Below are 14,395 nucleotides of genomic sequence, written 5' to 3' on the forward strand. Positions count from 1 at the left end.
ACTAGCGCTCGTGGACAAAGGGTATCCATAGTTTGACTGCAGCGATTGCGACGAAACCGAGGTAGGATTCCTTGGTCTTGTCATAGCGGGTCGCAACGCGCCGCCAGTTCTTGAGCTTGTTGAAGAGGCGCTCGATCTGATTACGCCATTTGTATTTGGCTTTGTCGTGCGGGATTGGTTGGCGTCTGTTGCTTTTTGTCGGAATGACGGCCTCGATATTGGCGCTGGCGATCTCGTCGCGAATGGCGTCAGCGTCATAACCCTTGTCGGCGAGGAACGCCTCGATCTGGTCGGAGATCATCCGGAATAACGGCGCGAAGCCCTGGGTATCATGCGTTTGTCCGGGCGTCAGGACGAAGCCGAGCGGTCGGCCTTTCGCATCGCACCGGGCATGGAGTTTGGTTGTGAAACCGCCGCGCGATCGGCCAAGCGCCTCGGTCTCTTGAGTCCCCTTTTTATGCCGACTGCACAATGGTGTGCCCGGACCACGGTACTGTCGATCATGTCGGCACTTCGATCCCGTTCCACCAGTTCGGCCAGTGTCTCAAGCAGTGCCTCGAAAACACCGGTCTCCACCCAGCGTCGATATCGGCGGAAGACGCTGTTCCACTTGCCGTATTCATCAGGCAGATGCCGCCATTGCGCTCCTGTGCGCGCCATCCACAGCATGCCTTCGAAATAACGCCGATTGTCCTGAGCAGGGCGGCATCCACGCCCACTTTCAGCAGGTAGAAGCGGACTGATTACCGACCATTCCTCGTCTGTCAAACCTATCCGTTCGCCCAAAGCAGCCTCCAAATGGCAGCCTTGAATCAAAAAATGATTCCTCAGTCAACCTTTGTCCACGAGCGCTAGAACGAGACGGAGAAACCGACGACTGGCCCATGCTGGGTCACGTCATACTTGAAATTCTCAACCGTATCGTTGTCCTTGTAGTCCTGATAAAGCGCGCGGTAGCCGACACGGAATGTCGTGGGAATATCGAAAACCGTTGTTCGATATCCAAGATAGATTTGGCCATTGGCGCTGAGTTTGGTTCCAGCTCCGAAACCACCAATGTCGGCTTCTGCAAAAATGTTCCACCGGTCATTGATGTCGTAGAAGACACGCGCGCCTACAAAGGGATCGGTCCATTCCACCTTGCGCGACTCGCTGTAAGGGCCAACTTCAAGTCCGGCCTCCAGTCTTGTCCAGCGAACACCCACGGTTGGTTCAATCGCGAAAATCCGCTGGTTTCCGAAGAGCGTCGTTCCCTCGAGCTGCTGTTCATAGACGCGATAATAAGCACCAGCTGCCAAGGTGGTTGTCTTGATATCGAGGGCGAGTTCATTGTCGCGGAGGTTTTCATCCTGACTGGTCTTGACGTACTGACCGTCGATGAAAAAACCAACCGTGCCGTTGCTGATATCGACATTGCCCATGAAAGTCATATCGAGATTATCGAAAATTTCGCGAAAGGGGACGTTAACATCGGTGCTGCGGCCTAGCAGACCAGCGGTGCCGTTCAGCGATGCACCCCAGACATATGGGCTGAAAATCACGCGCCAGCGCTGCTGGTCCTGAATTTCTGGTTGTGGTGTCACGGCATCTGCCGCGAACGATGTCGCTGACATACCTATTAAAACAGTTGATGCTAATATAATACTTCTAGAAAATTTTAACAGTAAATTCCCGTTCTGGTTACGCGATCTTCCGTCTTTAACCGAAAAAACTCCCTTGATTATGTATTAGCAATTTCGATAATACATCAGATTCAAATCTTTCTCCATATATATGTTAATCATTCAGGGAAATAAACTGAGAATTGATACTTATATTAAGGTTTGTTCTGTTTACTTTCATCAGGTGCAACCATTTATTCGGAATGGGAGCGGCGCCTCTTTTCTCATTGAGGTGAGGCGAGGAAGTTATTTTGGCAATTCTTAATATGACAAATCGTGGAGTAACGAGGTCATCATGAAAACGAAACAATCTATCTGGAAGTCGTCTCGCCGGATGTTTGCGCGGGGCGCTGCAACTGCTCTCATCGCTGCAGCTGTGGTCGTTCCTCAGGCAGCTTTCGCCTGCACCAGCTTCGTTCTCCCGACGAGCGACGGTGGTATGGTCTATGCACGCACGATGGAGTTCGGGTTCGAACTCAAGTCCGATATGATCGTCGTTCCGCGAAACTATGCTTTCACGGCGATCGCCGCCGACGCGAAACCCGGCAAGCAATGGAAGAGCAAATATGCCGTGATCGGCATGAATGCATTCGGCATTCCGGCTCTCACGGATGGCATGAATGAGAAGGGACTTGCGGGCGGCATCCTCTATTTCCCGGATTACGCCAAGTTCCAGGATCCTTCCACGGCCAAGGCGGAAGACAGCCTTGCTCCTTGGGATGTTTTGAGCTGGGCCCTGACCAATTTCTCCACCGTGGCGGAAGTGAAGGCAGCTCTTGGCAGCATTGCCGTCATTGATGTCAAGCAACCCAATATGGGTTTCGCACCACCTGTGCATTATACACTGCACGATGCGACGGGTGCATCGATTGTCATTGAACCCATCGATGGCAAGCTGAAGGTTTATGACAATCCGCTCGGAGTGATGACGAATTCGCCGTCCTTCGACTGGCACATGACCAATCTGCGCAATTATGTTCACCTGTCGCCGGACAATACCAAGCCGCTCAAGGTCAATGGCGCTACTTTCACGCCATTGGGTGAAGGATCGGGTATGCTGGGCGTGCCTGGAGACACGACGCCTCCATCAAGGTTTGTGCGCGCAACCGCTTTCGTTCTGTCGGCGGCAAAGGTGCCGAGCGGGTCGCAAAGCGTTCGTCTGGCCGAGCATATCGCCAACAACTTTGATATTCCCAAGGGCTGGATCGTGGACCTGGCAACGCCGCTCGAATACACGCAGTGGACGACCATCGCCGACATGAAGAACATGACTTACTACGTCAAGACCTATGACGATCAGGTTCTTCGCGGTGCTGCTTTCAAAGATTATGATCTTGAAGCCAAGGATCTGGTGACGATCAAGATGCAGGAGCGTCTGGATCCGCCGGCCCTGACTGACAAGTAAGTCTTTTCAGGAATTGAGAGTCTGGAGCGCCGATCTGATTGAACCGGGTCGGCGCTCCAACTATTTACGCGGTCGTTTTCAGGACGCGCTATCGAAAAGCCTGCGCTTGCTACGGCACCTCGTCGGAGGCAGTCGGGCCGCCCTCGTTCTCCAGATTGGCAATGCGTTTAGTCTCCGAACGATTGAATTTCAGGCGTACCCCGACACCGCCACCATTTTCGGGAATGAATTGCGCACCGGCTTTTTCCAGCGCATTGGCCAATGCCTGTATCTGTTCGCCCGTTGGCGTACCGAGCTTGCGCTCAAACTGCTCGATGGTCGTTGCGTCGATCCCTGATAGTTGGGCCAGACGGTCGCGTGAGAATTCCACAAGCGCTCTGGCTGCACGGCATTGAGGTCCGGTTATCATCATCTGTGTCTCCCCTTGCAGTCATGTATCGAAAGAAAAATACTGGAAATGCGCTCTAAATGTTTGTTCTAACGCACATCTAATGATGGTCGGAGTTGCCGACCTTTTTCCCAGCGCCATTGATAATCGTTTCGAGCAGCCAGGGCTTGTGGTCGATTATTTCGGAAAGCTCCTGCAGACCTACTTGCGAACCGGCTTCCTTCAGCAGTGCGTCGGCCACCGAGGCTGATCCGTTCTTGCCTTCCTGCGCCAAACGATGCGCCCGCCGGATCAGAAGTTCCGGTTGTGAAAAACTGCTCTCAGCAAGTCTTTTTTCTATTCGGCGCTGTAGCTCTTCCGGAGCAATCATCTGTTGAATTCCCTTATTCCTGAAAGGCCTGCAACCGGCAGCGGTGTGCAGCCCACATTATAAATCTATGTTGTGATGAAGTTTTTGCCACGTGACAATTCGTACAAATCTGACGTTTCGGCAGATTTTACTATGAGGGCGAGTAGGTGGAGTTGTGAGGCTGTTCTACTTTAGTATCACGGAATAGTAACGAAATATTTCAGCACATCAAATCCGCAAATTGGCCAAATTATTGCCACGCTTTCTCTTGTTTGCATCTGGCAAGCTACTTACATAGCCGGTACGCCTTGGCGGGAAGAGCAGTGGTCAGGTAGCGCGCGACGGGAAGCGGATTTCGCTTCACGGCAGTGTGCTGCAGCGGCCAGTGGCTGTTTCCGTTTGATAAACAATAAGAATTCAATGGTTTGAAATGGCCACTCTTCGTTACTTTATTTGGCCCATGGTTTTTACCGTACTGGGTCTCGCTGGTGCCGTTTGGCTCGGTTTCGAAATGACCGGCACTTTTGGGGGAATGGTCTCCGTCTTCATCATCTGTGCAGTTTTGAGCGTTCTCGAAATATCGCTTTCTTTCGATAACGCTATCGTCAATGCGCGCATCCTGCGCGACATGACGCCGGAATGGCAGCATCGCTTCCTGACTTGGGGCATTATCATTGCCGTTTTCGGCATGCGCATCATCTTCCCGCTTGCCATTGTCGCCGTTGCCATGTGGACCGATCCGATCTCTGCATTGAAACTCGCGATCTGGCAGCCGGATGAATATGCTCGCGTGATCTCGGAATCCCATACAGGTATTGCTGCCTTTGGCGGTACATTTCTGCTTATGGTCGGCATGAAGTACTTCTTTGATGTCGAGAAGGACGTGCATTGGATCAAGGCCATCGAAAGCCGTATGTCGAAGTTTGCTTCGGTGCAGGGGGTCGAGATCGGTGTGGCGATCGCTCTGATCATCTTCTTCTCGTACCAGCTTGATGCCGAACATTCGCACACCTTCCTGATCGCAGCCCTGTTCGGTCTCCTGACCTTCCTCGCTGTCGAAGGACTGGGCGAGGTTCTGGATGCGACGCAGGAGCAGATGGATATGGTCCATCGCGGTGGTCTTGGCGCCTTCATCTATCTTGAAGTGCTGGATGCCAGCTTCTCGTTCGATGGTGTTATCGGTGCGTTCGCGCTGACCACGAACCTGTTCATCATCGCTATCGGTCTTGGTATCGGCGCATTCTATGTGCGTTCGCTCACTATCATGCTTGTCGAGCGCAAGACGCTGGGTCAGTACCGCTACCTCGAACATGGTGCTTTCTATGCGATCCTGGTTCTGGCGGTCATCATGTATGTCCAGACGCTGGTACATATTCCGGAAGTCATTACCGGCCTTATCGGCGCGGCTTTGATCGGTCTCTCGTTCATGTCTTCGCTGCGCTACAACCGGCTCAATCCGAACTGGCAGGAAGAAGCCGAAGAGGTGACAGGGCACTAGTTGGCCTTGTATCCTTGGATTAGAAGGGCAGCTTCGGCTGCCCTTTTTTGTTGGCCTTGACCGAATCGCCGGAGTTGAGGACCATCACCGGACGCGACTGACATCGCGTTTTCATGCTGCAGATTGTTTTCAGGGGATCATGATCGGCGCGCTGCGGCTCATTCGGGGAAGGGGATTTCCATGATCGTAACACGTTTGAGCAAAACCGCCTTCGTGGCGGCTATAGCCTTTTTCGCAACGCTGGTTTCGTTCGGTAATATCACCGATTACGACACGAATTTCGGGTTCGTGCAGCACGTCCTGATGATGGATACCATCTTTCCCGATGCCACGATCAAGTATCGCGCCATCACTAATCCGATGCTGCACAATGCCGCCTATATTCTCATCATCGCGGCAGAGACGCTAACGGCAATCCTGTGCTGGATCGGGGCGTTTGCGATGCTCGGCCGTCTGACTGACCGGGCGGTCAGCTTCAACCGTTCGAAGAAATGGGCCATTGCCGGTCTCGCACTCGGTTTTTTGGTCTGGCAGGTCGGCTTCATGTCGGTTGGCGGCGAATGGTTCGGCATGTGGATGTCGCAAACCTGGAACGGGATCGAATCTGCGTTCCGGTTCTTTATCACCATCATCGCTGTGTTGATCTTCGTCGTGCTGCCGGACGGCGAACTGGTGGATTGAATTTGACGTTTGAATTCCGGCTGAATGAGATGCTGTTTCAAACGTCAAATTCGAAAAATCCACCAGATACATGAAGTTACTAGTGGTCTTTGCGATTCCGACATTTGCCCGGCGCCTGTATCAGAGGGACGCAAATGTCGGAATCAGACCACTAGAGTAAATGTGATGCTGAAACAGGCTCGTCAATCAACTCGACACCAGCCTGTTTCATCTTCTGCAGCATGATTTCCATTGAGCCATTAAGGTCGATCCCGCGGCACGCATCCAGACGGACGCGCACCTGAAAGCCTTCTGCAATGGCGTCGAGCGCCGAATAGGCGACGCAGAAGTCGGTGGCCAGTCCCGCCAGAGTGAGCGAACCAATGTTACGTTCGCGTAAATACCCGCCAAGACCGGTCGGCGTGCTGCGGTCGTTTTCGAAGAATGCAGAATAGCTGTCTATGCCGATGCGAAAGCCTTTGCGAATGACGAGCTGTGCCCGTGTCCACTGCAGATCGGCGTGAAAATCTGCGCCATGACCGCCCTGAACGCAATGGTCGGGCCAGAGCGTCTGCAGGCCATAGGCCATCTCGATCGTATCGAAAGGCTGGGCGTGGGCATGAGTCGAGGCGAAGCTTGAATGATTGGCCGGGTGCCAGTCCTGCGTGAGGATCACGTGTTCGCTTTCATCGATCAGCCGGTTGACGGTGGGAATGATTTCGTCACCGCGATCGACGGCCAGCGCACCGCCGGGGCAGAAATCATTCTGGATGTCGACAACCACAAGTGCATGACCGATCATAGAATACTCGCTTTGCTTATTCCGTAACCGACTATAGCCAGACAGGGTTCACGAGACCAGCAATAAGCCGCGTTCTGGTATAACATCGGCAAGAGTGCTACGGACGGCTCAAATCAGACACCAGACAGGAAACCATCATGACAGATGTTATCGTCCGCGACAGCAATGGAACTCAGTTGAATGACGGCGATTCCGTCACCTTGATCAAGGACCTGAAGGTCAAGGGAACCTCCACGACATTGAAGCGGGGAACACTGGTCAAGGGCATTCGCCTCACCGGGAACCCGGACGAAGTCGATTGCAGCACCAAGCAGGTCAAGGGACTGGTGCTGCGGACCGAGTTTCTGAAGAAAGCCTGATTTTCAGAGCGCGCATTTTATTCCGAAAACCGCTTCGCACTTTTCTGGATGCGCTCTAGGCATCGATCTCCACGCGCCCGCGTGGGCGGCTGCAGCAGGCGAGGATATAGCCCTCGGCAATTTCGTCGTCGCGAATGCCGCCATTGTGATTCATCTCGGTCTCTCCGCCGAGGCACTTCACCTTGCAGGTGCCACAGATTCCGAACTCGCAGGCGCTCGGAATCTTGAGGCCGCCACTACGGGCGGCAAGCAGGATTGTGTCGTTTTCCGTACATTCGACTTCCACGCCGGAAAGGCTGAAGACGACGCTGGCTGCTGCCACGGCCGGGGCGATGGGTGCTGTCGCTGTACTCGCCGGTTCGGAGAGCGTGGACGGTACCGGAACCGACGAAATCTCGCTGGCCGGATTAAAGCTCTCCTGATGATAGTTGGCCATGTTGAAACCGGCGTCTTCCAGCAGGCCCCGCACACCGTTCATGAACGGTTCCGGCCCACAGCAGAAAACCTTGCGATGCAGGAAATCAGGCGCCAGCAGTTCAAGCCGCGCACGGTCTATGCGCCCGTGCAGGCCCGGCCAGACATGGCGTGCCGATGATTGCTCGACAATGAAGGCCAGATGCATTGCTTCCATGCGACCGGCAAGCAGCTCCAGTTCACGGCGGAAAATGATGTCGTCCGGCGTGCGCGCGCAATTGATGAACGCGACGTCGGTCGCTGGTGCACAGTCGAAGAGCCAGCGCGTCATGGAAACCATCGGCGTGATGCCGGAACCGGCAGAGACGAAAAGATACTTTTCGCCCGGATGATTGGCGAGTGAGAAATCGCCGTTCGGTCCGTAAGCCTTGATCTTCATCGGCGGACGCAGATTGTCGAGCATCCAGCGCGTGCCGATGCTGTCCTTCTGCGCCTTGACGGTGACGGAGACGTGGTAGGGGCGGGAAGGGGTCGAGGAAAGCGTATAGGTCCGTAGCACCGGGCCGAGGCCATCTGCCCGTTCAATCGGCAGTTCCAGAGTGACGAACTGGCCCGGCGTATAGCGGAACCAGTTGTCCTCGGCGGTCTTGAAGGAGAAGGTCATGACGTCTGGCGCTTCTTCGATGGCCGAGATGCATTCCAGCATCTGCAACCTGTCGTTCCACGGCAGCATCTCGTCCAGATATTTCAGAGGCTGCATGGCCTTCTCACTTCTTCAACTGCATTTCAAAAATCAGGCGACGCGGCTGAGCTTTGCCGCTTCACCACGCAGGCGCGGCGTAATGGTGTTGGTGTACCATTCGAGGAACTGCATCACGCCGCCTTCATGTTCAACCGAGTAAGGGCCCGGCTGATAAGCGGGCGAGCAAATGCCCACCGCATTTTCTTCAACGATCTGCCGGTCCTGGTCATTGGTCTGGATCCAGACATGGGTCAGTTCATCGAGATCATAATCCACGCCTTCGACGGCATCCTTGTGGACGAGCCATTTGGTGGTGACAAGCGTTTCCTCGGCGCTGATCGGCAGAACGCGGAAGGAAATCGCATGATCTGCCATCAGGTGGTTCCAAGTTGATGGATAGTTGAACATCAACATCGCACCGATATTCGTGTTGCCAGCCACCTGATCGCTCAAAGGCTTCTTGACTGCCGCCTTGCCAGACATGGTGTAGCTCACCGCGTCGCGCAGAAGTGGGATGCGGGTGATGCGATAGCGCCCATCTTCGGACATGTTGAATTCTGCAGGCAGACCGACGCTGGCGCAATTCTTCCAGAGCTGGTTGATCTCCGGGTCTTCCATCACGCCCTGCACGCCGGTTGCCGACGGAGCTTCCGGATAGGTGCGGCAGAGTTCTGGATGGTTCGCGGCGCAGTGATAGCACTCGCGGTTGTTTTCCCAGACGAGCTTCCAGTTGCCCTTCTCGATGATCGAGCTTTCGAAGGCGACCTTTGCATCCTTGATATTGTGCGGTGCGAGATAAGGCTCGACCAGATTGCGGAATGCACCGAAATCGGGCGCTTCCTCGGCGACGCAGACATAGATATAGCCGGCGACGGTTTCGCAATGAACCGGCTTCAGGCCGTATTCGGCAGGCTTGAAGTCAGGGCCGACCTGACGCGCGAAGAGCAGACGCCCGTCCAGTTCATAGGTCCACTGGTGATAAGGGCAGACGAGCTTTGCGGCGGTTCCCTTTTCAGCCGCGCAAATGCGCGAACCACGATGGCGACAGGAATTGTGGAAAGCACGAATGCCGCCCTGCGCATCGCGAACGATGACAACAGGATAAGCGCCGATCTGCACGGTCATATAGGAACCGGTCTTCGGCAGCTCGCAATCATGGCCGACAAACAGCCAGTCCTTGTAGAAAATGTTCTCCAGATCCAGCTTGTGATATTCTGGATCGGTGTAGAATTTCTGCTCCAGGCTGAAATTGGGGTCGCGCCCGGTCAACAGCCCCAGCATTTCGTTGCGAACGTCCATAGCCTCGAACCCTTGCTTTCCATCTTGGATCTGCCTTCTGCTGTTCTCCCAGCGACTATGGCTCGATCCGGTGTTCCCTTTGTCTTCCGGAAGCACGGCTTGTCCCGTTATCTCAATGGCTTGCCCACATCTCCCGAGGTCTGTGAACTAGCTTCCGTTATCTCGATTCAATCACTGAACTATTCTAAACGCGCATTGGGATGCGACATGGTTTTCGCGTAAAGACGACACGCCAAAATGTCGCTTTTGCGGCGTGATCAGATCGTCGCAAATATGTGTTACATCCGCCTTCGGAGCGTTTCCGGGATTGCAAATTGGTTTAAAAGCCAGTTACCACGTCAACCACATCCCAATCTGTTTCATTCCATGGGAGGCTCGGTGGCCATGAAACGTTCTGAAATCAACGAAATCATCCGCGAAAGCGACGCTTTCATCCGCTCTTTCGGCTATGTCATGCCGCCTTTCGCATATTGGTCGCCCGAGGAATTGAAGGCGCGGACCTCTTCGGATGCGCATGCCATTCGCGACGCGCGTCTTGGTTGGGATATTACGGACTACGGGCAGGGCAAGTTCGCCGATCTTGGCCTGTTCCTCTTCACCACGCGTAACGGCAACGCAGAAGACCTCAAGCGCGGCGGCGGCATGCTTTATGCCGAAAAGATCATGATCTCGCGCAAGAACCAGCTTTCTCCGATGCACCGGCATGTGGTGAAGGCCGAAGACATCATCAATCGTGGTGGTGGCACGCTGGTGCTGGAACTGTTCAACTCGCTGCCGGATGGTAGTGTGGATGAGCAAACCGACGTGACGGTTGCCACCGACGGACGCCTTGTGACGCAGAAGGCTGGTGCTCATCTGAAGCTGCAGCCGGGCGAAAGCGTGACGCTGCTGCCGGGCAATTGGCATGCTTTCTGGGGGGAAGGCGGCGATGTGCTGATCGGCGAGGTTTCGACCGTCAACGACGACCTGACCGACAATATTTTCCGCGAGCCGATTGGCCGTTTTTCGAATATCGATGAAAACGAGAAGCCGCTGCATCTTCTGGTATCCGACTACGACAAATGGCTGTGAGCCTACCGATATTTCGGTTCTGGCCGCCTGCAAATGGCGTTGTTTGACGTTTCCGGTCTGCATGTAACTTTAAGTGAACGATGCTCCGGTTCTCTAACGCTGCCATTTCCGGCAAACCGGGGCCGGAATCTCACGCGAAGCCAAACTGAAGGACTGAACATATGAAGCTGGCGATGATCGGAACGGGCTATGTGGGTCTGGTTTCGGGTGTGTGTTTTGCCGAATTCGGCTTTCACGTTACCTGCGTCGACAAGAACCCGTCGATCATCGAGCGGCTGAAGGCCGGGAAAGTCACCATCTTCGAGCCGGGGCTCGATGAGCTGATGACCCGCAATATTCGCGATGGTCGGCTGGAGTTCAGCACCGATCTTCCGACAAGTGTCGCGGATGCCGACGTCATCTTCATCGCTGTCGGCACACCGTCCCGTCGCGGTGATGGCGAGGCGGACCTGCAATATATCGAAGCAGCTGCGGATGAAATCGCCGCCGCCATGAAGCCGGGCGCCGTGGTCGTCATCAAGTCGACGGTCGTGGTTGGCACCAATGCGCGCATACGCGACCGTATCAAGGCTGCCAATCCGGCTGTGTCGTTCTCGATGGTGTCCAATCCGGAATTCTTGCGGGAAGGCTCGGCAATCGAGGATTTCATGCGACCCGACCGTGTTGTTGTTGGGGTGGAAGACGAGCGCGGCAGAACCGCGATGCAACGCCTCTATCGTCCGCTTTACCTGCGTGAAACGCCGATGGTCGTCACGTCGCTGGAAAATGCGGAAATCATCAAATATGCGGCCAATGCTTTTCTGGCCATGAAGGTGACATTCATCAACGAGGTTGCGGACCTTTGTGAGAAGACCGGCGGCAATGTGCAGGAAGTCGCGCGCGCCATTGGTATGGACAATCGCATCGGCTCGAAATTCCTGCATGCCGGTCCGGGCTTCGGCGGGTCGTGCTTCCCGAAGGATACGCGGGCCTTTGCTGCGACGGGCAAGAAATATGATGCCCCGCAATCGCTGATCGAACAGGTCATTGCGGTCAATGAGACGCGCAAACAGTCGATGGCCGAACGGATCGTGACTGCCGCCATGGAAAACGGTGCAGACACGGTTGCTGTCCTGGGCGTCGCCTTCAAGCCGAACACCGATGATATTCGCGAGTCTCCTGCGCTCGACATTATCGCGGCCATTCAGAAAGCCGGGATCAAGGTTCAGGCGCATGACCCTGAGGCCATGGACGCTGCCAGGGCGGTGCTTCCTGATGTTGTCTGGTGCAATTCAGCTTACGAAGCGGCGAAGGGCGCAGGCGTCGTTGCCCTGCTGACCGAATGGAACGCTTATCGTGCGCTCGATCTTAAGCGAGTGGCCAATGTCATGGCCGGAAATGTGCTGATTGATCTACGCAATGTCTACAAGGCAGAAGATATTGCAGGCACCGGGCTAGATTATCGTTCGGTTGGGCGGACGCTTCGGGCCTGACCAGAGCATTTCCAGCAAAAGTGGAAACCGATTTTGCGTCCAGAAATGCTCTGGAAACGACCGGGGAGTTTATTCCCCGGATGTCAGCCGCTTCTTCTCATTGGCGATGAGCCAGAGATTGCGAACATAGACGATGAGGCCAAGTCCTTGGCCAGCGATGAAGACCGGGTCTTTACGCTGGATCGCATAGATCAGCAGCAAAATGCCGCCGAAGAGTGAGAAGAACCAGAAGGCAACCGGCATGACGCTGCGTTTTGCCTTTTCGGAAGCCAACCACTGCACAACGAAGCGCATGGTGAAGCAGGCCTGAGCGACGAAGCCCAGCACGATCCAGCCATCCCACTGGGCCACGAAAACCTCGTGCAGCCACTGTGACAGGCTGTTGAAAATATCAGTCATGGGTGATCTCTCTCACACGCGGAACGACCTTGCGGCGCTTCCGCAGCCACCAGACGCCATAAAGGTCCAGAATGCCACGCACTCCACGGTCCAGAATGCCGTAATTGGATTTGCCGTGGCGGCGTTCGCGGTCGACAACATCGACATGCACGACGTCGAAACCTTCGCGGATTGCCAAAGCAGGCAGATAGCGATGCCATCCGTCAAAGAACGGCAGTTGCCGGAACAGGTCAGTGTGCAGCGCTTTCAGGCCGCAGCCGGAATCGCGGGTCTTGTCCTTGAGGATCGCGCCGCGCAGATTGTTAGCAAAGCGAGACGAAAGCTGCTTGAGTTTCGTATCCGTGCGCTTGAGGCGCTGTCCGGCTGCAATGCCGTAATCAGGCCCGGCCTTTAACAGTGCATCTGCCAGAACCGGGAGATAGGCGGGGTTGTTCTGTCCGTCGCCATCCATAGTCACGACGATCTTGCCGCGTGCCGCGAAAACACCGGAGCGCACAGCAGCGCTCTGGCCTGACGACCGGTCATGGCGCAGATGGCGGAGTGGCTTCCCGGCATGAATGCGGCCCGCGAGTACATCGCTGGTCGAGTCCGTCGAACCGTCGTCGACGACGATGACTTCGTATGCGCGGCCCTGCATGGCGGCATCGACTTCATCCAGCAAAAAGGCAAGATTGTCGGCTTCGTTGCGGCAGGGGATAACCACAGAAATCGTCGGTGTGTCCAAGCGGAGTGTTCCTTTATTCCTCGCGCTATCTGCTTAAGCTCGGCTTTCCTGCCCGGAAACCCGATAACGCGCAAGGCGCGCTCCATAGCATTGATTGGATGGCAAAGCCAAGACGGTTCAAGTAAACGTGAGTTCTGGCCCGGATAATAGCTTGATTGATCGGTTGACTGCCGTTTTTTAGCCGGACATTGCCGGATACGGAAGAGCCTCCGCCAGCCAATCCAGAAAATTCTGTGTCACCTCATCCCGGTTGATTTCATTGAGGCTCTCGTGGCGGGTGCCGGGCAGGATCGTGCAATTGACACGCTCAAAACCCATTTTCCGCATTCTGTCTGCCAATCTGCGCACTGCGGCACCGTTCACCGTTGCAGGGTCTTCGGCTCCACCAACAAGATTGAAGGGCATGTTTCGCGGGATATTGGAAAAGTTCCGGTCGTCGGCGCCACGGCGGATCAAGCGGAAAATGTCGATCCATAACGCCACGCTGGCATCGAAGCCGCAAAGCGGATCGGCGACATAGGCGTCGACCTCTGCCGGGTCGTGCGAAAGCCAGTCGAATAGCGTGCGGTGGCCCTTTATGGATCGACCCCAGGCGCGGAAAGTCATCTTTGGCAGAATGGTGCTCGGAACATCTGAGCCTTTCAGCATGCGCTCCATATAAAGAAGTGCGAGCGCTGCAGCGCTTTCCGCGCCACCATCGACATTGGCATTCCAGATCGCGGCGGCATCGACTGTGTCAGCGTAGTCCAGCACATAGTTCAGCGCGATCAGCCCGCCCATGGAATGTCCGAAAAGCACGACCGGAAGGCCCGGATGGTTCTCGTGAATATGCCGGTTAAGCGTCTGCACGTCCTCGATAGCCACACGATGGCCCTGCTTTTGTGCAAACATTCCTCTTGGCGCATGAGCGCCGATATTGGCTCCGTGACCGCGATGGTCGTGGATATAGACGTGGTAGCCTGTTGCGACCAAGACGGACGCGAAGCGTTCATAGCGTGCGGAATGTTCGGCAAGGCCGTGGCATATCTGGACAACGGCTCGCGGTGTCCCGGCGCGGACGGTGCGGAACGGGAGTTCTGATTTGTCTGAAACCGGCAGATGATGAATGGTTTTGAATGTCATTTCGCCATCTGATTTTATGCCGTGCAAATA

15 protein-coding genes and 1 pseudogene are annotated in these 14,395 nt (G+C 55.1%); 6 read left to right on the forward strand and 10 right to left on the reverse strand.

Annotated features, from left to right (window positions below; all coding sequences use genetic code 11):
* Position 1: 1 nt before the first annotated feature.
* Together AAE521_RS26760 and AAE521_RS11690 are read right to left on the reverse strand one after the other, a co-directional pair.
* A pseudogene (locus tag AAE521_RS26760) lies at positions 2-816 on the reverse strand (IS5 family transposase).
* Between the two features lie 35 nt (positions 817-851).
* Positions 852-1,613, reverse strand: coding sequence for a hypothetical protein (locus AAE521_RS11690; protein WP_235817394.1), 762 nt, complete (start codon positions 1,611-1,613; stop codon positions 852-854).
* Positions 1,614-1,956: 343 nt separating this feature from the next.
* On the opposite strand from AAE521_RS11690, the gene AAE521_RS11695 reads away from it, so the two are divergent.
* A complete protein-coding gene (locus AAE521_RS11695; RefSeq protein ID WP_342061393.1) occupies positions 1,957-3,066 on the forward strand; it encodes a linear amide C-N hydrolase in 1,110 nt (369 codons plus the stop codon).
* Between the two features lie 109 nt (positions 3,067-3,175).
* Here AAE521_RS11695 and AAE521_RS11700 read toward each other — a convergent pair whose 3' ends face one another.
* Both AAE521_RS11700 and AAE521_RS11705 read right to left on the reverse strand, forming a co-directional pair.
* Positions 3,176-3,478: a helix-turn-helix domain-containing protein gene (locus AAE521_RS11700; protein WP_071630005.1), complete on the reverse strand. Its 303-nt coding sequence runs from the start codon at positions 3,476-3,478 to the stop codon at positions 3,176-3,178.
* A 76-nt stretch (positions 3,479-3,554) separates the two neighbouring features.
* A complete protein-coding gene (locus AAE521_RS11705; protein WP_071630006.1) occupies positions 3,555-3,824 on the reverse strand; it encodes a hypothetical protein in 270 nt (89 codons plus the stop codon).
* A gap of 409 nt (positions 3,825-4,233) precedes the next feature.
* Here AAE521_RS11705 and AAE521_RS11710 point away from each other — a divergent pair, with 409 nt between their 5' ends.
* Both AAE521_RS11710 and AAE521_RS11715 read left to right on the forward strand, forming a co-directional pair.
* Positions 4,234-5,301, forward strand: coding sequence for a DUF475 domain-containing protein (locus tag AAE521_RS11710; protein WP_012091719.1), 1,068 nt, complete (start codon positions 4,234-4,236; stop codon positions 5,299-5,301).
* 180 nt (positions 5,302-5,481) lie between these two features.
* Complete coding sequence (locus tag AAE521_RS11715) at positions 5,482-5,982, forward strand: DUF2165 family protein (RefSeq protein ID WP_010659692.1); 501 nt, start codon at positions 5,482-5,484, stop codon at positions 5,980-5,982.
* 151 nt (positions 5,983-6,133) lie between these two features.
* Here the strand turns inward: AAE521_RS11715 and pncA are convergent, their stop codons facing one another.
* On the reverse strand, positions 6,134-6,763 hold the full coding sequence (gene pncA, locus AAE521_RS11720) for a bifunctional nicotinamidase/pyrazinamidase (RefSeq protein ID WP_342061394.1): 630 nt from the start codon (positions 6,761-6,763) through the stop codon (positions 6,134-6,136).
* A gap of 137 nt (positions 6,764-6,900) precedes the next feature.
* Here pncA and AAE521_RS11725 point away from each other — a divergent pair, with 137 nt between their 5' ends.
* Entirely contained in the window at positions 6,901-7,122 is a 222-nt protein-coding gene (locus AAE521_RS11725; RefSeq protein ID WP_010659694.1) for an alkylphosphonate utilization protein, read from the forward strand.
* Positions 7,123-7,177: 55 nt separating this feature from the next.
* Here the strand turns inward: AAE521_RS11725 and AAE521_RS11730 are convergent, their stop codons facing one another.
* Entirely contained in the window at positions 7,178-8,296 is a 1,119-nt protein-coding gene (locus tag AAE521_RS11730; RefSeq protein ID WP_012091721.1) for an FAD-binding oxidoreductase, read from the reverse strand.
* A 33-nt stretch (positions 8,297-8,329) separates the two neighbouring features.
* A complete protein-coding gene (locus tag AAE521_RS11735) occupies positions 8,330-9,577 on the reverse strand; it encodes an aromatic ring-hydroxylating oxygenase subunit alpha (protein ID WP_071630008.1) in 1,248 nt (415 codons plus the stop codon).
* 384 nt (positions 9,578-9,961) lie between these two features.
* Here AAE521_RS11735 and AAE521_RS11740 point away from each other — a divergent pair, with 384 nt between their 5' ends.
* The gene (locus AAE521_RS11740; protein WP_012091723.1) at positions 9,962-10,648 is read left to right on the forward strand and encodes a D-lyxose/D-mannose family sugar isomerase; all 687 of its coding nucleotides are present in this window, start codon (positions 9,962-9,964) and stop codon (positions 10,646-10,648) included.
* A gap of 161 nt (positions 10,649-10,809) precedes the next feature.
* Positions 10,810-12,120 carry a UDP-glucose dehydrogenase family protein gene (locus tag AAE521_RS11745; protein ID WP_071630009.1) on the forward strand — a complete coding sequence of 437 codons (1,311 nt, stop codon included), beginning with the start codon at positions 10,810-10,812 and terminating at the stop codon, positions 12,118-12,120.
* A gap of 69 nt (positions 12,121-12,189) precedes the next feature.
* Here the strand turns inward: AAE521_RS11745 and AAE521_RS11750 are convergent, their stop codons facing one another.
* The 3 genes from AAE521_RS11750 to AAE521_RS11760 form a co-directional block, all read right to left on the reverse strand.
* Positions 12,190-12,519: a lipid-A-disaccharide synthase N-terminal domain-containing protein gene (locus tag AAE521_RS11750; RefSeq protein ID WP_071630010.1), complete on the reverse strand. Its 330-nt coding sequence runs from the start codon at positions 12,517-12,519 to the stop codon at positions 12,190-12,192.
* Positions 12,512-13,243: a glycosyltransferase family 2 protein gene (locus AAE521_RS11755; protein WP_010659700.1), complete on the reverse strand. Its 732-nt coding sequence runs from the start codon at positions 13,241-13,243 to the stop codon at positions 12,512-12,514. Before AAE521_RS11755 ends, AAE521_RS11750 begins: the two co-directional genes overlap by 8 nt.
* A 177-nt stretch (positions 13,244-13,420) precedes the next feature.
* Entirely contained in the window at positions 13,421-14,365 is a 945-nt protein-coding gene (locus tag AAE521_RS11760) for an alpha/beta fold hydrolase (RefSeq protein WP_071630207.1), read from the reverse strand.
* Positions 14,366-14,395: the final 30 nt, after the last annotated feature.

This window comes from Brucella cytisi (genome assembly GCF_038433355.1).
In the GTDB taxonomy this organism is placed as follows: Bacteria; Pseudomonadota; Alphaproteobacteria; order Rhizobiales; family Rhizobiaceae; genus Brucella; species Brucella cytisi.